We start from the raw sequence: 20,013 nt of genomic DNA, 5'->3' as shown, positions 1-20,013 counted from the left end.
CGGGCGGTAGCGGCGCGACCTCACGGCCCCGCCAAGCACTCAGGGCCACCACGACGGCTGCCGTGGTGGCCCTGATCACGTGTTCCGAGCGTTGAACTCATGCGTTCTGAACGTAGGACTCACGCGTTCTGAACGTAGGACTCTCGGGGTCAGGCGGTTCGGACGTTGGACGAGACGAGCGCGGCGAGGCGGTCGCCCACCGCGTAGGTGGCACCGGGCGACGAGTGGTCACGAGTCGCCAGATCAAAGGCCACCGACGCTTCGATCCTCCTGGCCGACTCCGACTCGCCGAGGTGGTCGAGCATCAGGGCGACGGAGAGGACCGCCGCCGTCGGGTCCGCGATGCCCTGGCCCGCGATGTCCGGCGCGCTGCCGTGCACCGGCTCGAACATGCTCGGGTTGCGCCGCGTCACGTCGAGGTTCCCGGACGCCGCGAGACCGATGCCACCGGTCACCGCCGCCGCCAGGTCGGTCAGGATGTCGCCGAACAGGTTGTCCGTCACGATCACGTCGTACCGGCCGGGGTCGGTGACCAGGTGGATCGTCGCCGCGTCCACGTGCTGGTACGCCACCGTCACCTCGGGGTGCTGCAACGACACCTCCTCCACCACCCGCGACCACAACGACCCGGCGTGCGTGAGCACGTTGGTCTTGTGCACGAGCGTGAGGTGCTTGCGCGGCCGGTTCGCGGCACGGCCGAACGCGTCGCGCACCACCCGCTCCACGCCGAACGACGTGTTGATCGACACCTCGGTCGCGATCTCGTGCGGCGTGTCCTTGCGCAGGAGCCCGCCGTTGCCGGCGTACAGGCCCTCCGTGCCCTCGCGCACCACCACCATGTCGATCTCGGGCGGGTCGGCGATCGGGCTGCGCACACCGGGGTACAGCCGGGCCGGGCGCAGGTTCACGTGGTGGTCGAGTTCGAACCGGAGCCGGAGCAGCAGGCCCCGTTCCAGGATTCCGCTCGGCACCGACGGGTCGCCCACGGCACCGAGCAGGATCGCGTCGTGCTGGCGGAGTTCCCCGAGCACGGACTCCGGCAGCAACTCACCTGTGGCGTGCCAGCGCGCCGCGCCGAGGTCGTAGCGGGTGATCTCAGCCGCGGGAACGACCTCACCGAGTACCTTCAGGGCCTCGGCGACGACCTCGGGCCCGATCCCGTCTCCTGGGATCACTGCGAGCCGCATCCACACACCTCCCAGGTATCAGTCCCATTGCGCGGGACTAGTTTCCAATGCGAAAGGCTACCGGTCCGGAGCGCCGGAACCGCACTCGGAACACCCCTCCGTGGCCATATCTCCCGGACTGCGGGACACCCGAACGGTTCAAGACCCCCGTTCGGTCGTCACCCGATGCGCTTAAACGGCTCTGGCCGGCCGGGGCAACCCCCGACCGGCCAGAGCGACGCACGACGTCAGTCCGCCGAGCGGTTGCCCGAACGGGCCCGCACCTGCACCACGTCCGCCTTGTCACCGGAGGCGTTGTGGTGGTTCAGCACGAGCAGGCTGTCCGCGCGGTCGGCCACCAGCGACTCCGCGTCGCGGTTGACCACCAGCGCGGTGCCGGGGCGGGCCTGGTAGGACAGCGCGGCGTCGCCGCCACCCTGCACCCACAGGCCCGGCTTGAGCGGGTCGAACGACAGCGCGGTCGGGATCGAGTCGATCAGGCCGTCGGACGAGCCCGGCGCAACGTAGAACCCGGACACGCCGACCTGGTAGGCGATCCGCGACGTGTCCGCCGACGGGTCGATGCCCAGCGCCGACAGCAGCACCGGCAGGACGACGACGTTCGTGTCGAACACGTTGGTGTCCACGTCGCCGAACTGGCCGTTGACGCCCTGGATGTCGACGGTGGCACCGGTGTTCAGGTCCACCGCGACGGCGACCAGCAGGTCGGTGTCGGTCAGCTTGGTCGCGTAGACCTCGTAGTCGAACGCGCCGTCGCCGTTGGTGTCGATGTCGACGAACGGGATGGTGTTGCTGCCGAGGTTGTACCAGTTGCCCCAGGTGGACAGGCCGAACGCGAGCAGCGACTGCTCCGGCTTGCCCTGCGCCTTGGCCAGCGGCGCGGTGGACGTGACGCCGACGTGACGCAGGTCACCACCCTTGGCGGTCTCGTTCAGCACGCAGTTGGAGGTGACGTTGCGGCGGCACTCGGGCAGCCGCGGCGAGGAAGCCTGGAGCTCCAGGACGCTCACGAGCGACTTGTAGGCGCCCTGGTCGACGCCCCGGCCGGTCAGGTTCAGCACTCCCTGGCCCTCGCCCGTGACCCGGACCCTGCTCGGCGCGTTGATGTCGGACACCGGCTTCGGCGCCGAGTACACCGGCACCCGGAGCGGGACCGAGGCACCGCCGGTCGGCGTCAGCACGACCCGGCCCGACGCGTCGGCCAGGTACTGGCGCGGCGTGTCGAGGTGGTTCGCCTCGATCGTCGGGTCGACCGTCTTGCGCAGCGCGGCCGGGTCGTCGATCTTCAGCGTCACGGTGACGCGGGCGACGCCACGCGGGCTGACCCGCACCGTGGTCGCGGACAGGTCGTAGCGCACACCCGGGATCTGGGTCAGCGCCTCGTAGCCCACGGTGTAGTCGACCCAGTTGGTGGACTTGTTGACCACCTTGATGGTCTTGGTCCGCGACACCGGCCGCGACACCTCGACCGTGCCGAACGACGCGGACACAGCACCCGGGTCGTCCTGCACGTAGGCGAGCACCTGGTTCTCCACGGCGGCCTTGGCGTTGACGCGGCCCGCGCCGACGCGGTTGGGCGCGTAGGTCTTGCCGTCCGCCTTGACGTCGGCGCCCGCGCTGTTCATCACCGCGGCCTTGACCTCTTCGGGCGTCCAGTCCGGGTGGACCTGGCGCACCAGCGCGGCGACGCCGGCGATGTGCGGCGCGGCCATCGACGTGCCCGAGTTGACCATCGTCTTGTTGCCCGAGCCGACCAGCGCCGAGGCGATGGAGTCACCGGGGGCGGCCACGTCCGGCTTCACGACCGGGCCGCGCACGCCGCGCGAGGTGAACGAGCTCGGGGTGTCGGTGATCGACGCGTCGAACGTCGGCAGCGAGGTGCGCAGGTCGCCCGCCTGGCGGACCACCAGCGTGCCCGCGGCCAGCACCGGGCGCAGCGCCGCGGTCGCCGAGCCGGTGAACTGGAACACCGGGATCGTCGCGTTGCCGGAGATGCCCGCGTTGAAGTGCTCCAGGTTCGAGGTGAACACGGCGCCCACGGCACCGGCGGCGGTCGCGTTGTTGGTCCGGCCGACCGAGCCGCAGCGACGCGTGGCGTCGTTGTCGTCCCACTCCAGCCACACCATCTTGCCCGCGACGGCGGCCTTGTCGGCGGCGTTGAACGCGAGGCAGCCGTCCTTGTTGGCCGCGTCGGACATCGCCACGACGGGTGCGCTGACGTTCGCGCCCTCGTAGTTGAAGGCCACGCTGTACTGGCCGGGCTTCTTGCCCGCCGAGCCGGCCGGCGCGGTCACCTCGACCGCGTCGCGCAGCACGTAGGAGTCACGCGTGCTGGCCACGGTCAGCGCCTCGGGGGTGCTGCCCGGCGAGCCGCCGATGTCGTACAGGTCGCCGCCGTTGCCCGCGGAGAACACCGTGAGCACGCCGGAGGCGTTGAGCTTGCGCACGAACAGGCTGTCCGGGTCGTCCGGCGCGCCGTAGTCCGAGCCGAGCGACAGGTTGACCACGTCGAGGTGGTCGGAGAAGTCGCCGTCGCCGTCCGGGTCGAGCGCCCAGTCGAGGGCCTGCGCGGTGACGTTGGTCGAGCCGTCGCAGCCGAACACCTTCAGCGCGTACAGCAGGGCCTTCGGCGCGGTGCCGGGGCCGATGCGCATCGCGTCCAGCGTCTCGGGGGTGAGCTTGGTGTAGTCGCCCTTGAACGTGGTGCCGTCCGCGTTGACGCCGAAGCCCGCGGCGGTGCCGGCGACGTGCGAGCCGTGGCCGTTGCAGTCGAGCGGGTTCGGGTCGGGCTTCGGGGTGTTCAGCGCCGGGTCGTCGCTGCTGCCGTCGTAGGCGTTGCCGACGAAGTCGTAGCCGCCGACCACCTTGGCGGTCGGGAAGTAGGAGGCGTCGACCTTGGTCTCGTCGATCGCCTCGAACGCCTCGATGGTGCCGGGGCCCGCGAAGTCGCTGTGGGTGTAGTCGATCCCCGTGTCGATGATGCCGACGCGGGTGTCGTCACCGAGCTTGCCGTACTCCTGCCACGCCTTGAGCGTGTTCGTCAGCTGCACGGCGGTGGAGTTCTGGCGGACCTTCGGCACCACGGTGCGCACGGACTTCACGTCCGCGCGCTGGGCCAGTTCGCGCACCTTCGCGGCGTCGGCCTGGACGACCACGCCCGGCACGCCGTTCGCGGTCCGGAACAGCTCCTTGGTGGCCGAGTCCTTGCCCTTGAGGGCGTCGACGACCACGTCGGTCACCCGGCCGGTGTCGTTCTTGGTGGCCTTGGCGGCGTCCTTCGCCTGCTGCTTGGTCGCGCCCTTGCCGGTCTCCTCGGCGAACGCGTCGACGGCCGGCTTGGCCTCGAGCTCGACGAACGCGGTGACGCGGCCCTTCGCGGCGGTCAGCCGGTCGGACACCTTCAACTGCAACTGGTTCGCGTCCAGCCCGCGCGCGGCGGCGACGGACGGCGCCAGTGGATCATCGGCGGCCAGCGCGGCACCGGCGGTGGACCCTGCGACGAGCATCGCGGCCAACACCGGCACGGCGGATCTGGCGACAACGCGAGATCGGCTCACAACGTGCCCCAACCGAGGTCGGATTCGACCGGGCAGGCAGCGTCGCGTGAAATCGGGGGAACTGCCCGCGTGGTGCCGTGCCCTCTACAGCACCGGGTCAACCTCGTGGGAGGGAACCTAACCGCTCGATCGAGCTGATCAATTCGTCCGAACGAGTGACGACACCCACAGTTTTAACGACTAACGGTTAACTGTGACACCGCCGAGACCTGCGGCGATATACAACGACAGGTCTCGGCGGCGTTACTCCGTTTCGGGGACTTGCCGATCAGTCGAAGTTGACCGAGCGCACCGTGCGCGCACCGACGGCCGCACCGATCGGGTCGAGCACCGCGGTGTCCACCGGGCGGTCGACGCGCAGCAGCATGAACGCGTCCGCGCCGTCCTTGGTCTGGCTGATCTGGGCGGCCTCGACGTTCACGCCCGCCTCGCCGAGCAGCGTGCCGACCGCGCCCATCACGCCCGGCCGGTCCGGGTACTCCAGCAGCAGCACGTTGCCCTCGGCGCGCAGGTCGAAGTGGCGGCCGTTGATGCCGACCAGCTTCTCCACCTGGTCGAGACCGGTGATCGTGCCGGACACGGTGATGACCGCGCCGTCCGCCTGCACCGCGCGCACCGTGACCAGGCTGCGGTGGTTGGCGCTCTCCGGCTCCTTGACCAGGTCGACGCCGACGCCGAGCGCCGTCGCCAGCGCCGGGGCGTTGACGAAGGTGACCTGCTCCTCGACCACCCGGGAGAACACGCCGCGCAGCGCGGCCAGCGGCAGCACCGCCACGTCCTCGCTGGACAGCTCGCCGCGCACCTCGATGGTGACCGAGGTCGGGGCCTTCGCGCTGAGCGCCGCGACCACCGTGCCGAGCTTCTGCACCAGCGGCAGGTACGGGCGGACCTCCTCGCCGACCACGCCGCCGCCCTGCACGTTCACCGCGTCCGGCACGAAGTCGCCGGCCAGCGCCAGCAGCACCGACTTGGCCACGTCCGTGCCCGCCCGGTCCTGCGCCTCGGTGGTGGACGCGCCCAGGTGCGGGGTGACCACGACGTTCGGCAGGCCGAACAGCGGGCTCTCGGTGGTGGGCTCGGTGGAGAACACGTCGATGCCCGCGCCGCCGACCTGGCCCTCCTTCACGGCCTCGGCCAGCGCGTCCTCGTCGACCAGGCCGCCGCGGGCCGCGTTGACGATGATCACGCCGCGCTTGGCCTTGGCCAGCTGGGCGGCGCCGATCAGGCCCTTGGTCTCCGGGGTCTTCGGCAGGTGGATCGAGATGAAGTCGGCGCGCTCCAGCAGCTCCTCCAGCGTCACCAGCTCGATGCCGAGCTGGGCGGCGCGGGCGGCGCTGACGTACGGGTCGTACGCGATGAGCTCGGTGCCGAAGGCGGCGATGCGGGCGGCGAACAGCTGGCCGATCTTGCCGAGGCCCACCACGCCGACCGTCTTGCCCTGCACCTCGACGCCGTTGAACTTGCTGCGCTTCCACTGGTGGTCCTGGAGCGTGGCGTGCGCGGCCGGGATCTGGCGGGCGGTGGCGAGCAGCAGCGCGACGGCGTGCTCGGCGGCGCTGACGATGTTCGAGGTGGGCGCGTTGACCACCATCACGCCGCGCTCGGTGGCGGCGGGCACCTCGACGTTGTCCAGCCCCACGCCCGCGCGGGCGACGACCTTCAGCTTGGTGGTGGCCTGGAAGACCTCGGCGTTCACCTTGGTGGCGGAGCGGACCAGGAGTGCGTCGGCGTCGGCGACGGCTTCGAGCAGCGCGGGACGGTCGGTGCCGTCGACGTGGCGCACCTCGATGCCATCACCGAAGACGTCGAGAACGGACGGTGCGAGCTTCTCGGCGATGAGGACAACGGGCTTGGTCACGGACGTCGCTCCCGGAGGTGTGAACGGGTGGGGAGCGCGGGGCCGTCGAGCAGGTCGTCACCCGCGCCGGCCGGCCACGACAATGTGTCCGGTTTGTTAACGAGCATAGTCAGCGCCCGACCGTCCGCGGACACCCGGGTGCCCCGTTTCACCTGCTGGAACGCGGTACGCGCGTCCTACAAGGACCCCCGGTCACGCGGGGAGGGAGTCCGGTCCCGAGGCGGTCGCTCCTCCGCGAAGTCCCGCGGGTCCCCGGCGTCGACCAACCGGCGGTCCGGTGGTGGGCCCGGGTACGCGCCCACCACCGGACCGCCACCGGATCACCGGGTGGGCTTGGCCCCGATGCCGTCGACCACCGCCGTGGTGGTGGAGGAGTAGCCGGTGACGGTGCCCTTCGGGACGCCGGCGAACATCGAGTCGGACACCGTGCGCTCCCCCATCACCTCACCCGTGCCGGGGTCGAGGATGATCTCCTGGCGCTCACCGCCCTCGGAGATGCCCAGCGCCACGCCCCGGTGGCCGTCGAGATCGGCCGCGCCGTCCGTGACGTCCAGTCCGGGGAGGTAGGTCAACGCCCGCAGCAGGGTCGCGCGGGCAGCGGCGGGCATCAGACCGGTGCGCAACGCGTCGGCGGCGTACACCAGCGACCGCTTTCCGCCGCCGCTGTCCTGTCGCAACCGCTCGTACAGCCGCTCGGGGTCGGCGGGCAGGCCGGCGAGGAACTCCGGCTTGGGGAACTGCCAGTTGCCGTGCTCGGGAGCGCCCTCGGTGAACTCGCCGCCGTCGGCACGCTGCTCCGGCCACGGCGTCTCCTCGATCACGGCACCCGCCGCACGGGCCTCTGCCTCGGTGCCCTTGACCCACTTGCGGTTGCCGGTCTCCCCGCGTCGCCGCAACCACTCCCCGTCGGGGTCGGCGGGAATCCAGGTCTCGATGACGTTCTCGTTGAGGAAGGAGAAGCTCTCGCTCTCCGCACCGGTCGTCCTCACCCACCAGGCGTGGGTGGCCACGTAGCGGTACTGGCCGTCCGCCACCGCCGGATCCCCTGCCCTCGCGGCGACGTCGGCGGCGCTGGTCAGCGCCTCCCGTGCTTGGGCGGTGGCGGCCCTGTCGGAGAACAACACCGGCTGCGCGAACACGCCCCCGGTCGCGAGCGCCGCGACCGCCGCCGCGGCGGCCAACCAGCGGCGCAACGGCCGCCGCCGACGCGCGCCCTCCCCGGTCCCGACGAGGCCCAGCCCCGGTCGGGCCTGACCTTCCGCAGCCGCCACCAGGTTCTCCCGCACGCCGACCAGACCCCGTTGATCAGTCTTGATCTCCAGGTACAGCCCGGTCAGCGCGTGGTCCAGCTCGTCCTCGGTCCACACCTGCCGCACCCCGGCCCGATCCCCCTCACCCATCGCCGTCCTCCGCTCCACCGGTCGCAACAGAACTGTGCGATTGCAGCCATCGGCGCACCCTGTGCAGTCGCGAGTAGACCGTGCCCACCGGGATGCCCAGGGCCTGGGCGACCTCGGTCGAGCTCAGATGACCCCACGAGGTCAGCAGCAGCACGTCCCGGTCCCCCGGTTCCAGCGCGGCCAGCGCACCGGCCAACTGCCGGACCCGCTGCTGCGCGGTGATCCGCTCGGTCGTGCGGACCTCGGGCGACTCCGCTTGCGCACGGTCCGACCCCACCACCCGGGCCCTGGCCCGCCAGCCCCGGACCTCCTGCCGCACGTGCCGCCGCAGCAGGTTGCTGGCGATCCCGTACAACCACGGCCGAGCGCCGGCTCGCGCCGCGTCGTAGGTGTGCCGTTGCTGCAAGGCCACCAGGAACGTCTCCGACACCAGGTCGTCGGCGGTCTGGTCGCCGACCCGACGAGCCAGGTAGGCGTGCAGCGACCCGGCGTGGTCGTCGAAGAGCCGCCCGAACACCGACCCCGGATCCGGCCCCGACAGGTCCGGTTCCTCACCGTGCGGCGGCCCCGGGCCCGGCCCCGCCGCACTCGCAGTCATCCTCGTCATGCCTCTACTTGCCCCCGAGCCACCACGCCCTTCACGGAACCGACGTGTCCTGCGACACGCTGTCCGCCGGCCGCGACCGCAACCGCGCCGTCGACGCGAGCGTTGAACTCGGGGTGCGCGAACGTAGGACACGGTGGTTCTGGAGGTACGACACGCGCGTGGGTCCTACGGCGGGGACGCGTGAGGTCGACGCTCGGGGAGCGCGGAGTGGCGCGTCACCAGGGCTCGTCGAACTCGCCGTCCTTGACGCCGAGGATGAAGGCCTCCCACTCGGCGGGCGTGAAGACGAGGACCGGGCCGTCGGGGTGCGCCGAGTTGCGCATCGCCGTGTACGTCACGCCGTCGGTGTGCTCGACGAACGCGATCTCGACGTGCTCCTCTTCCTCCTCCGCGCCCTCGTCGCTGCGAATCCACTCGGCGCCGGCGAGGTCGAGGTTGCCCCGGACGTGGGCCTTGTCGTCGTAGATGGGCGCGCTGTCGGTCATGGCCTAGGTATACCGGAGCCCGCAGCGTCCGGGGACACTGCGGGCTCCGTACCGCGAAACTGCTGGTCTCAGGCCGTTTCGGTGATGGGGCGGTCGACCCAGGACATCAGGCCGCGCAGCTTCTTGCCGACCTCCTCGATCGGGTGCTGTTCGCCCTCCTGCTGCAACTTCTTGTAGTTGCCGCGGCCGGCGTCGTCCTCGTTCACCCACTCGGTGGCGAAGGTGCCGTCCTGGATCTCGCCCAGGATCTTCCGCATCTCCTCCTTGACCCCCGGCGTGATGACGCGCGGGCCGCGGGTGAGGTCGCCGAACTCGGCGGTGTCGGAGATCGAGTAGCGCATCCGGGCGATGCCGCCCTCGTACATCAGGTCCACGATCAGCTTCAGCTCGTGCAGGCACTCGAAGTAGGCGACCTCGGGCGCGTAACCGGCCTCGGTCAGCACCTCGAAACCGGCCTGCACCAGCGCGGACGCGCCACCGCAGAGGACGGCCTGCTCACCGAACAGGTCGGTCTCGGTCTCCTCCTTGAACGTGGTCTTGATGACGCCCGCCCGCGTGCCGCCGATGCCCTTGGCGTACGACAGCGCCAACGCCTGCGCGTTGCCGGAGGCGTCCTGCTCGACCGCGATCAGCGCGGGCACGCCCTTGCCGTCGACGAACTGGCGGCGGACCAGGTGGCCCGGACCCTTCGGCGCGACCATGGCGACGTCCACATTGGACGGCACGGTGATCAGGCCGTAGCGGATGTTGAAGCCGTGGCCGAAGAAGACCGCGTCGCCGTCCTTGAGGTTCGGCGCGATGTCGTTGGCGTAGATGTGCCGCTGCGCGGTGTCCGGCGCCAGGATCATGATCAGGTCGGCCTCGGCGGAGACCTCGGCGGGCGTGCCGACCGGCAGGCCCTCCTCCTCGGCCTTGGCGCGGGACTTGGAGCCCTCGGGCAGGCCGATCCGGACGTCGACGCCGGAGTCGCGCAGGCTCAGCGCGTGCGCGTGGCCCTGGCTGCCGTAGCCGATGACCGCGACCTTGCGCCCCTGGATGATGCTCAGGTCGGCATCGTCGTCGTAGAAGATCTCGACGCTCACTGGTGGTACTTCCTTCCTCGGAACCGGAAAATCAGCGCACCGCAGTCGCGGTGATGGAGCGGGCGCCACGGCCGATGGCGACCATGCCGGACTGGACGATCTCGCGGAGCCCGTAGGGCTCCAGCATCCGCAGCAGCGCGTCGAGCTTCTCCGACGTGCCGGTGGCCTCGACGGTGACCGCCTCCGGGGAGACGTCGACGACCTTCGCGCGGAACAACTGCACCGTCTCCAAGACCTGGCTGCGCACCGTGGCGTCGGCGCGGACCTTGACGAGCAGGAGCTGCCGCTGCACGGACGCGGCGGTCTCCAGCTCGACGATCTTGATGACGTTGACGAGCTTGTTGAGCTGCTTGGTGACCTGCTCCAGCGGCAGCTCGTCCACCGACACCACGATGGTCATCCGGGAGATGTCCGGGTGCTCGGTGCGGCCGACGGCCAGTGACTCGATGTTGAACCCCCGGCGGGAGAACAGGCCCGCGACCCGCGCGAGGACACCGGGCTTGTCCTCGACCAGAACGCTCAGGGTGTGCCTAGTCATCACTCGTCCTCGTCGAACAGCGGGCGGATGCCACGCGCGGCCATGATCTCGCTGTTGCCGGTGCCCGCTGCGACCATCGGCCACACCTGGGCGTCCTTGCCGACCACGAAGTCGATGACGACCGGCCGGTCGTTGATCTCCATCGCCTGCTGGATCACCGCGTCGACCTCGTCGCGCGACTCGGCCCGCAGGCCGGCGCAGCCGTACGCCTCGGCGAGCAGCTTGAAGTCGGGGATGCGGTGCTTGTGCGTGCCCAGGTCGGTGCTGGAGTAGCGCTCCCCGTAGAACAGGGTCTGCCACTGGCGGACCATGCCCAGGTTGCCGTTGTTGATGACCGCGACCTTGATCGGGATGCCCTCGATGGCGCAGGTGGCCAACTCCTGGTTGGTCATCTGGAAGCAGCCGTCGCCGTCGATCGCCCACACCTGGACGTCCGGCACGCCCGCCTTCGCGCCCATCGCGGCGGGCACCGCGTAGCCCATCGTGCCGAGGCCGCCGGAGTTGATCCACGTGCGCGGCGACTCGTACTTGATGAACTGCGCCGCCCACATCTGGTGCTGGCCGACGCCCGCGGTGAACAGGGTGTCCGGCGGGGTCAGCGCGCCGATCCGCTCGATCGCGTACTGCGGTGACAGCGTGCCGTCCTCGGGCCAGTCGTAGCCCAGCGGGAACGTCTCGCGCAGCGCGTCGAGCTGCGCCCACCACGGCGCGAGGTCGACGGTGGTGGCCGCGTTCTCCTTCTCCACCCGGACCGCGTCGACCAGCTCGCTGATGATCTCCTTGCAGTCGCCCACGATCGGGACGTCCGCGCGGCGGTTCTTGGAGATCTCCGCCGGGTCGATGTCGGCGTGCACGATCTGCGCGTCCGGCGCGAACGAGTTGAGCTGCCCGGTGACCCGGTCGTCGAACCGCGCGCCGAGGGCGATCAGCAGGTCCGACTTCTGCATCGCGGCGACCGCGCCGACCGAGCCGTGCATGCCCGGCATGCCCATGTGCTGGGGGTGCGAGTCGGGGAACGCGCCGCGCGCCATCAGCGTGGTGACCACCGGGATGTTGGTGGACTCGGCCAGCGCCAGCAGCTCGGCCGACGCTTCGGCCTTGATCACGCCGCCGCCGACGTAGAGGACGGGGCGACGGGCCGCGGCGATCAGCTTCGCGGCCTCGCGCACCTGCTTGCCGTGCGGCCGGGTCGTCGGCCGGTAGCCGGGCAGGCGCATCTCCGGCGGCCAGGAGAACGAGGTCATCTCCTGGAGCACGTCCTTGGGGATGTCCACCAGGACGGGACCGGGGCGGCCGGTGGAGGCCAGGTGGAACGCCTCGGCGATGGCGCGCGGGACGTCCGCGGCGTCGGTGACGAGGAAGTTGTGCTTGGTGATCGGCATGGTGATGCCGCAGATGTCGGCTTCCTGGAACGCGTCGGTGCCGATCAGCGGCCGGGACTGCTGCCCGGTGATGGCGACCACGGGGACGGAGTCCATGTTGGCGTCGGCGAGCGGCGTGACCAGGTTCGTCGCGCCGGGGCCGGAGGTGGCCATGCAGACGCCGACCTTGCCGGTCGCCTGGGCGTACCCGGTCGCGGCGTGGCCCGCGCCCTGCTCGTGGCGGACCAGGATGTGGCGCACCTTGGTGGAGTCGAGCAGAGGGTCGTAGGCAGGCAGGATGGTGCCGCCGGGAATGCCGAAGACCACCTCGCAGCCCACCGCCTCCAGCGAGCGGACGAGGGACTGGGCACCGGTCATGCGGACGGGGGCGCCGCTCGGTGGGGCCGGCTTCGGCCTCGGTCCAGGGCGGGGCGACGGCGGCTCACCGGGAGCCGGTCGCGAGGTTGCGCTGGTCATCTGTCTGCCTCGTGGGTAAGGAGAATGCACGGTCCGGGCACGAAAAAACCCTCGCCAACCCAGACGGGCCGGACGAGGGTCGCGCGTCGACGCAAGCTCGAATGCCTAGGCGTCGACGCGCCTGGGAAGTACGAGAACGAGGTTGCGCTGCATGGCCCTGACGTTAACCGTCAAAGGTGCGGAGCGTCAACTGTGCGGGACGGCACTCCCGGATGGTGGACGGCCCCCAGTGCGTGGACGTGGGTCGGAGTCACCCGCTCGGAGGACCGGTGGCAGCATCTGACGACGTGCCGAAAGTCGTGTTCCGCATCCCCACGCCCGCCCTGATCGCCGCCGGTTCCGCCGCCGTGTGCGCGACGCCCGTCGCCTGGGCCGCGCCGGGCCTCCAGGCGCTCTACCTGCTACCGGCCGCGTTCGTGTGGTGGGTGCTGCGCAACCGGACGACCGTGGACGGCGAGCGGATCGTGGCGCGGAGCACGTTCGGCAAGCGGGTGGTCGGGTGGTCGGACGTGAAGGCGATCAAGGTTGTGCCGAAGGGGTGGTTGTCGGCGGTGCTCGCGGACGACTCGCTGGTCCGGCTGCCCGCGGTCCGCGCCGGCCACCTGCCCATGTTGTCGCTGGTCAGCGGCGGGCGAGTGGCCGACCCGACGGCTGAGCCGGACGTCGAGGAGCCCGCAGAGGACGCCTCCGCGCCCAACGAGGACACAACGCCGCCACCTCTAAAGTCCGAAGAGTGAGTTCCAACACGCGAACGCTCGGCCGGACACCGGCCATCAGCCTCCTGTTGTCCTTGGCGGGCCTGGCGGTCTCCGCCTACCTCACCGTCACCCACTTCACCGCCGACGCGCTGCTCTGCGCCGAGGGCGAGGTGATCGACTGCGGCACGGTCACCACCAGCGAGCAGTCCGAGCTGTTCGGCATCCCCGTCGCGGTGCTGGGCCTGGCGTTCTTCGTGTTCATGTCGGTCGCGAGCCTGCCGTACTTCTGGCGGCACAAGATGGTGCACTGGGCCAGGCTGGCGTCGATCGGCGTCGGCGTGCTGTTCGTGGTGTACCTCGTCGCGGCCGAGTTCCTGCTCATCGGCAAGATCTGCCTGTGGTGCACCGCCGTGCACGTCATCACACTCGCGCTCGCCGCCGTGCTGGTCTCCGACGCGCTGCGTCGGAGTAACCTCTGAGGCACCGCTCCCAGCCTCCCGCGCCCACCCCGCGCGCGCCGTTCGCGTAGCAACTTTCGAAAAGACTTCTGGAGGAGCCGTGCCACCGCTCCGTTCCCGCACCACGACCCACGGCCGCAACGCGGCGGGTGCCCGCGCGCTCTGGCGGGCGACCGGCATGACCGACAGCGATTTCGGCAAGCCGATCGTGGCCATCGCCAACTCCTACACGCAGTTCGTGCCGGGCCACGTGCACCTGCGCGACCTCGGCGACATCGTGGCCGACGCGATCCGCGAGGCGGGCGGGGTGCCGCGCGAGTTCCACACGATCGCGGTGGACGACGGCATCGCCATGGGGCACGGCGGGATGCTGTACTCGCTGCCGTCGCGGGAGATCATCGCCGACTCGGTCGAGTACATGGTCAACGCGCACCAGGCCGACGCGATCGTGTGCATCTCCAATTGCGACAAGATCACCCCCGGCATGCTGAACGCGGCGATGCGGCTCAACATCCCGGTCGTGTTCGTCTCCGGCGGGCCGATGGAGGCGGGCAAGGCGGTCGTGGTGGACGGTGTGGCCGTCGCGCCGACCGACCTGATCACCGCGATCGCCGCGTCCGCGTCGCCGGACGTCGACGAGGCCGGGTTGACCGAGGTCGAGCGGTCCGCGTGCCCGACCTGCGGTTCGTGCTCCGGCATGTTCACCGCGAACTCGATGAACTGCCTCACCGAGGCGCTGGGCCTGGCGCTGCCGGGCAACGGCTCCACGCTGGCGACGCACTCGGCGCGCCGCGAGCTGTTCTCCGAGGCCGGCCGCACGATCGTCGACCTGTGCCAGCGGTACTACGAGCAGGACGACGAGTCGGTGCTGCCGCGCTCGATCGCCAACCGCAAGGCGTTCGAGAACGCCATGGCGCTGGACATGGCGATGGGCGGGTCCACGAACACCGTGCTGCACATCCTCGCCGCCGCGCGGGAGGGCGAGGTCGACTTCACGCTGGCGGACATCGACGCGGTGAGCCGGCGGGTGCCGTGCCTGTCGAAGGTGTCGCCGAACTCGGACTACCACATGGAGGACGTCCACCGGGCGGGTGGAATCCCCGCGCTGCTGGGTGAGCTGTGGCGCGGTGGGCTGCTGAACGAGGACGTGCACACCGTGCACAGCCCGGACGTCTCGTCGTGGCTCGGCGAGTGGGACGTCCGCGCGGCCTCTCCGTCGAAGCGCGCGTTGGAGCTGTTCCACGCCGCGCCCGGCGGGGTGCGCACGACGCAGGCGTTCTCCACGTCCAACCGGTGGTCGAAGCTGGACACGGACGCGGCGGGCGGCTGCATCCGCGACGTCGAGCACGCGTACACGAAGGACGGCGGCCTGGCCGTGCTGCACGGCAACCTCGCCGAGCGCGGCGCGGTGATCAAGGCGGCGGGCGTCGACGAGGAGCTGTGGCACTTCGAGGGGCCCGCGCGGGTGGTGGAGTCCCAGGAGGAGGCCGTGTCGGCGATCCTGAAGAAGGAGATCCAGCCGGGTGACGTCCTCGTGGTCCGGTACGAGGGCCCCGCCGGCGGACCGGGCATGCAGGAGATGCTGCACCCGACCGCGTTCCTCAAGGGCGCCGGTCTGGGCAAGAAGTGCGCGCTGATCACCGACGGGCGGTTCTCGGGTGGCACGTCGGGGCTGTCCATCGGCCACGTGTCGCCGGAGGCGGCGGGCGGCGGTGTGATCGGCCTGGTGCAGGACGGCGACCGGATCCTGATCGACGTCCGCGAGCGGCGGCTGGAGCTGCTGGTGGACGAGACGGTGCTGGCCGAGCGGCGGGCGAAGATGGAGTCGTCCGAGCAGCCGTGGCAGCCGGTGGACCGGGTCCGCCCGGTGACGGCCGCGCTCCGCGCCTACGCCCGGATGGCGAGCGACGCCTCGACCGGCGCCGTGCGCGACGTGACCAAGTAGGGACCCTTCGGGGAAACCGGCCGGCGGGGTGCTTCCGTCGGCCGGTTTCCGCTGTTCAAGAGGTGTGCAGCAGCCAGGCGAGACCGAGCGAGGCGAGGAACACCGCCCAGCCGGCGAACGGCCCGGTCACGGGTCTTCGCGCTCTGGTCGCGAGCAGCCCACCCACGACGAGCCCCGCGAGCAGCCCGACCGGCGGCACCAGCGAGCGCGCGGTGAGGCCGAACGGGAACGCGATCAGGTAGACCACCGGTATCCCGACCACCACCAGCGCGAGCTGCGCCCCCGCCGCGACCACCCGTTCGTTCATGGGCAAGGCCTGCCGCCGCAGAGCGCCGAACGAAGCCCGGCCCGGCGACCGGGCCAGATGCCGCCGAGCAGCGCCAAGCGAAGCCCGGCCCAGCGACCAGGCCGCCCACCGCCGAGCAGCGGCCGTGTCACCGGAAGACGTAGAGGGTCGCCGCGGTGGCGCCGGCGGCGATCACCAGGCAGATGAAGCCGGACAGCAGCGGGTGGCGGAACCAGCTGCGGTTGTTGTCGAGGGAAGCGCGGCCGGGGCCGGCGAACAGCACGGCGAACGCCATCGCCGCGTAGGCCGCCTCCAGCTCCACGCCGTTGGGCGCGAAGAACCCGCCCTTGTACTTCAGCGCCAGGACGTTGAGCATCACGCCGAGCACGCCGGCCGCCGCGAGCGGGGTGAACAGGCCGAGGACCAGCAGGGCGCCGCCGCCCAGCTCGGTCACGCCGGTGACCCACGCCAGGATTCGCGCCTCGCGGAACCCGATGGACTGGAGGTTCGCCGTGAACCCGTCGATGCCCGGCCCGCCGAACAGGCCGAACACCTTCTGCAAGCCGTGCATGACGAACGCGCCGCCGAGCGCGAGCCGCAGCACCAGCAGGCCGATGTCGGCGCTCGCGGTCCAGCCGAACGGCTTGCGCTCGTCGTCCTCGAAGTCGGTGTCGTAGGTGGTGGGTTTGTCCAGGTCGGCGATCGGCGTGTAACCGGTCGAGTCGAAGCCCTGGGTGTCCTTGGCGAAGGTGTCGCTCTTGGTCGTGGTCTGGGTGCCGTCGTCGAAGTGGTGCACTCCTCCGCCCACGCCACTCGTGGAGTAGTACCCGTCGTCGGAGTAGCCGCTCGATGCCCTCGAACGGTCGTCGTGAGTAGCCACGCCCGCACGTTAGGAGGTTCGGACGACCTCCGCGAGCGTCCGTTCCGCCGTGTCCGTTAACCCGAATGGGCTAATACTCGCCCTGGACCAGGTTCGCCGGCTGCTCTCCGCGGGCGAACCTGGCGACTTCCCCGGCCACGACGGCGTACGCGCGTTCGGCGTGACCGGTGCAGCTGCCGGCCACGTGCGGGGTGAGGAAGAGGTTCGGCGCGGTCCACAGTGGATGGTCGGCCGGCAGCGGCTCGGGCTCGGTCACGTCCAGCGCCGCGCGGAGCCTCCCGGACGTGAGTTCGGCCAGCAGGGCGTCCGTGTCGACCACCGCGCCGCGCGCCGCGTTCACCAGGATCGCGCCGTCCTTCATCCGGGAGAGGAACTTCGCGTCCACCATGCCGGTGGTCTCCTCGGTCAGCGGCACGACGACCAGCACCGCGTCGAACCCCCCGAGCAGGTCGGGCAGCTCGTCGACGCCGTGCACACCGGGCCGCGCGCTGCGGCCGACCAGCGTCGCGCTCGCGTCGAACGGCTCGAGACGACGGCGGAACTGCTCGCCCAAGTCTCCCGCACCGACCACGAGCACCTTCTTGTCCTGCAACGTCTCCGTGAGGTGGTAGTCCCAACGCCGTTCCTGCCGCGCCCGCTCGAACGCCGGGAAGTCGCGGTAGATGGCGAGGAGCGCGCCGATCGCCCACTCCGCCGTGCTGCCGCCGTGCGCGCCTCGGCACGTCGACAACATCACCCCATCAGGTACGACTCCGATGAACCGCTCGGCGCCGGCCGACAGCAGTTGCACCAGTTTCAGCGACGGCAGCCCGGCGAACACCTCGCGCGGGTCCGTGCCGTGGAGGAACTTCGGCACCAGGACCTCCGCCTGCGCGGCTTCGGCCGGCAGCGGCTGCCCCGGTTCGTAGCGGACGGGCCGCACACCTTCCACGTCGGACAGCGCGCGGACGCCGAGTTCGTCGGGGACCAGAACGATGAGGCTCACGGTCTCGCACGTTACGGCACACTTGCCGCCATGCGGGAGCACGACGTCTTCTCCGCGGACGGCACGCGGATCAGGTTGTGGCGCACCGAGGCCGACGGGCCGGACGTGCTGCTGAGCCCCGGCCTCGGTGCGGTGCCGACGTTGTGGCCGGAGCTCCCGGCCGCTCGGGTGCACAGCTGGTACCACCGGGGCACCATGGCGTCGGACCGGCCCGCCGACCCCGGCCGGATCGGGGTGGACGACCACGTCGCCGACGCGCTGGCCGTGCTGGACGACGGCGGTGTGGAGCGGTGCGTCGTGATGGGCTGGTCGATGGGCGTGACGGTGGCCGCCGCGCTGGCGCTGCGGCACCCGGAGCGGGTGAGCGGCCTGATGCTGGTCGCGGGCGCTCCTGGTGACACGTTCGCGAGCGTGCTGGGGCTGCCGGGGCTGCCGGTGGAGCTGCGCCGGCTGATCGGGGTGTCGGGTGCGACGGCGTTGAAGGCCGCCGGGCCGCTGCTGGACGCCGTGCTGCACCGTCTTCCCGTGCCGGACCTGAGCCGGTTCACGGGCCTGGCCGGCCTCGGCGACCTGGCGGGACTTGCGCGGCCGACCGGGCTGGGCGGGCTCTTCGGGCTCGGGAGTGGGCTCGGGAGTGGGCTCGGCGGTTCGTTGGCGGCGTCCCTCACCGGGTCGCTGCGGCGGTACCTCCAGCACGACTGGCGCTGGTACTTCACCCTCGCGCTGGCCCTGGGCCGGTCGCCCCGCCTCGACCTGACCGGCGTGACGTGCCCCACAACGGTGCTCGCCGGGCGGTACGACCTGCTCGCGTCGACGGACGGGGTGGTCGGCCCCGTCGCCGGGTTGCCGCAGGCCAGGGTGCGGATGCTGCCGAACACGCACTTCCTGCCGCTGGAGGACCCGCAGGTCGTCGTGGACGAGCTGGACCTCCTGCTCGACCGGGCCGACGCCGTGCACCGCGCCGTGCACGAACCGGACGGGCCGCTCACCTCGCGTTCACGGCCGCGCGCCTAACCTGGGACGCGTGTCCCGACTGCGTGGAGTGCTGATCGGCTCGGCCCTCGGCCTGCTCGCCGCAAGCTGCACGAGCTTCCCCGAGCAGCCGGCCCCGTCCGGGTGGAGCCCGGCCCAGCAGTTGACGCCGCAGGCCGGGCCGGTGCCGGAACTGCCCGGCGAGCTGCCGAAAGGCCCTGGTCAGGGCCAGCAACCCGGCCAGCAGCCGACCCCGGTGCCGCCGCCCGAGGGGTGCAAGGACTTCAACCCGAACGTGATTGGGACGTGCCTGAACCCGGTGTCCGGGGTGGCGCTGACCGACGTGAACCAGACGACCGGCGCGGTGACAGCGTTGGCGACCGAGCGCGCCACCGGGCGGCTGCTCAGGCTGACCAAGGACGTCGACCCGGTCGAGGTGGCGAAGTTCGAGGTGGACGCGTCGGGCGACGGTGGGCTGAGCGGGCTCACGTTGTCGCCGACCTACACCGAGGACCAGTTGGTGTACGTGTACGTGACCACGGCGACGGACAACCGGGTGATGCGGATCGCGCCGGGTGACGTGCCGAAACCGGTGCTGACCGGTATCCCGAAGGGGCCGACGGGCAACCGGGGCGCGCTGTCCTACGACCGCACCGGCGCGCTGCTGGTGGCGACCGGTGACGCGGGCAACCCGGCGGCGGCGGCCGACCCGAACTCGCTGGCCGGGAAGGTGCTGCGGATCGACGGCACCGGCCAGCCGGCGCGGGGCAACCCGACGGCGGGGTCGCGGGTGCTGGCGAGCGGGCTGAAGTCGCCCGGTGGGCTGTGCGTCTCGGGTGACGGCACGAAGACGTGGGTGACGGACGCGGGCGCGTCGGCCGACCTGCTGTACCGGGTGGAGGCGGGCAAGCCGCTGGGTGACCCGGCGTGGTCGTGGTCGGACCGGCCGGGGATCGGCGGCTGCGCGTCGTTCTCGACCATGGTGTCGCTGGCGACCGCCAACGTGCCCGGCATGGTCAGCCTGCCGATGAACCCGGACGGCAGCTTCACCGGCAAGCCACAGGTGACCCTGAACGGCGCGGACGGCTTCGGCCGCCTCGGCCCGGTGCAAGCCCTCGACGACACGACCGCGCTGGTCGGCACCGTGAACAAGAACGCGGGCGGCACCCCGGTCTCCAGCGACGACCGCGTGGTGATCGTCGTGCGCCAGCAGGAACCCGGCGGCGGCCGGGACTGA

At 71.2% G+C, this 20,013-nt stretch carries 17 protein-coding genes; 5 read left to right on the top strand and 12 right to left on the bottom strand.

From position 1 onward, the window contains the following. Positions 1-149: 149 nt before the first annotated feature. From OQ02_RS07555 to OQ02_RS07515, 9 genes are all read right to left on the bottom strand, one after another. Complete coding sequence (locus tag OQ02_RS07555; RefSeq protein ID WP_033437563.1) at positions 150-1,187, bottom strand: 3-isopropylmalate dehydrogenase; 1,038 nt, start codon at positions 1,185-1,187, stop codon at positions 150-152. 227 nt (positions 1,188-1,414) lie between these two features. Beyond that, positions 1,415-4,693, bottom strand: a complete 3,279-nt coding sequence (locus tag OQ02_RS07550) for a S8 family peptidase (protein WP_051772083.1) — start codon at positions 4,691-4,693, stop codon at positions 1,415-1,417. A 319-nt stretch (positions 4,694-5,012) separates the two neighbouring features. Next, entirely contained in the window at positions 5,013-6,602 is a 1,590-nt protein-coding gene (gene serA / locus OQ02_RS07545) for a phosphoglycerate dehydrogenase (protein ID WP_033437561.1), read from the bottom strand. A 320-nt stretch (positions 6,603-6,922) separates the two neighbouring features. After that, the gene (locus tag OQ02_RS07540; RefSeq protein WP_051772023.1) at positions 6,923-8,002 is read right to left on the bottom strand and encodes a CU044_5270 family protein; all 1,080 of its coding nucleotides are present in this window, start codon (positions 8,000-8,002) and stop codon (positions 6,923-6,925) included. Further along, positions 7,995-8,600 (bottom strand): sigma-70 family RNA polymerase sigma factor, encoded by a 606-nt coding sequence (locus OQ02_RS07535; protein WP_033437560.1) that lies wholly within the window; start codon positions 8,598-8,600, stop codon positions 7,995-7,997. The genes OQ02_RS07540 and OQ02_RS07535 overlap by 8 nt, the downstream gene beginning before the upstream one ends. A gap of 224 nt (positions 8,601-8,824) precedes the next feature. Then, a complete protein-coding gene (locus OQ02_RS07530; RefSeq protein WP_033437559.1) occupies positions 8,825-9,094 on the bottom strand; it encodes a DUF397 domain-containing protein in 270 nt (89 codons plus the stop codon). 68 nt (positions 9,095-9,162) lie between these two features. Continuing rightward, positions 9,163-10,176, bottom strand: a complete 1,014-nt coding sequence (ilvC, locus tag OQ02_RS07525; RefSeq protein ID WP_033437558.1) for a ketol-acid reductoisomerase — start codon at positions 10,174-10,176, stop codon at positions 9,163-9,165. A 31-nt stretch (positions 10,177-10,207) separates the two neighbouring features. Next, positions 10,208-10,714: an acetolactate synthase small subunit gene (ilvN, locus tag OQ02_RS07520; RefSeq protein WP_033437557.1), complete on the bottom strand. Its 507-nt coding sequence runs from the start codon at positions 10,712-10,714 to the stop codon at positions 10,208-10,210. Next, positions 10,714-12,552 (bottom strand): acetolactate synthase large subunit, encoded by a 1,839-nt coding sequence (locus OQ02_RS07515; RefSeq protein WP_081915456.1) that lies wholly within the window; start codon positions 12,550-12,552, stop codon positions 10,714-10,716. The genes ilvN and OQ02_RS07515 overlap by 1 nt, the downstream gene beginning before the upstream one ends. Positions 12,553-12,821: 269 nt before the next feature. Here OQ02_RS07515 and OQ02_RS07510 point away from each other — a divergent pair, with 269 nt between their 5' ends. From OQ02_RS07510 to ilvD, 3 genes are all read left to right on the top strand, one after another. Then, the gene (locus OQ02_RS07510; protein WP_033437555.1) at positions 12,822-13,289 is read left to right on the top strand and encodes a PH domain-containing protein; all 468 of its coding nucleotides are present in this window, start codon (positions 12,822-12,824) and stop codon (positions 13,287-13,289) included. Continuing rightward, the gene (locus OQ02_RS07505; protein ID WP_051772021.1) at positions 13,286-13,729 is read left to right on the top strand and encodes a vitamin K epoxide reductase family protein; all 444 of its coding nucleotides are present in this window, start codon (positions 13,286-13,288) and stop codon (positions 13,727-13,729) included. Before OQ02_RS07510 ends, OQ02_RS07505 begins: the two co-directional genes overlap by 4 nt. Before the next feature lie 79 nt (positions 13,730-13,808). Next, the gene (ilvD, locus tag OQ02_RS07500) at positions 13,809-15,653 is read left to right on the top strand and encodes a dihydroxy-acid dehydratase (RefSeq protein ID WP_033437554.1); all 1,845 of its coding nucleotides are present in this window, start codon (positions 13,809-13,811) and stop codon (positions 15,651-15,653) included. Between the two features lie 55 nt (positions 15,654-15,708). On the opposite strand, the gene OQ02_RS07495 is transcribed toward ilvD, so the two are convergent. From OQ02_RS07495 to OQ02_RS07485, 3 genes are all read right to left on the bottom strand, one after another. Beyond that, entirely contained in the window at positions 15,709-15,960 is a 252-nt protein-coding gene (locus OQ02_RS07495) for a hypothetical protein (RefSeq protein WP_033437553.1), read from the bottom strand. 127 nt (positions 15,961-16,087) lie between these two features. Continuing rightward, entirely contained in the window at positions 16,088-16,819 is a 732-nt protein-coding gene (locus tag OQ02_RS07490; RefSeq protein ID WP_156076920.1) for a DoxX family protein, read from the bottom strand. A 70-nt stretch (positions 16,820-16,889) separates the two neighbouring features. Beyond that, positions 16,890-17,804 (bottom strand): 2-hydroxyacid dehydrogenase, encoded by a 915-nt coding sequence (locus tag OQ02_RS07485; protein ID WP_033437551.1) that lies wholly within the window; start codon positions 17,802-17,804, stop codon positions 16,890-16,892. 30 nt (positions 17,805-17,834) lie between these two features. Here OQ02_RS07485 and OQ02_RS07480 point away from each other — a divergent pair, with 30 nt between their 5' ends. Both OQ02_RS07480 and OQ02_RS07475 read left to right on the top strand, forming a co-directional pair. After that, positions 17,835-18,818, top strand: a complete 984-nt coding sequence (locus OQ02_RS07480) for an alpha/beta fold hydrolase (RefSeq protein WP_037329541.1) — start codon at positions 17,835-17,837, stop codon at positions 18,816-18,818. A gap of 10 nt (positions 18,819-18,828) precedes the next feature. Next, positions 18,829-20,013 (top strand): PQQ-dependent sugar dehydrogenase, encoded by a 1,185-nt coding sequence (locus OQ02_RS07475; protein ID WP_081915454.1) that lies wholly within the window; start codon positions 18,829-18,831, stop codon positions 20,011-20,013.

The sequence above is a fragment of the Saccharothrix sp. NRRL B-16314 genome, assembly GCF_000716595.1.
Lineage (GTDB): Bacteria > Actinomycetota > Actinomycetes > Mycobacteriales > Pseudonocardiaceae > Actinosynnema.
The sequence above is the reverse complement of the archived record's forward strand: the minus strand, read 5'-3'. Positions and strand labels throughout refer to the sequence as shown.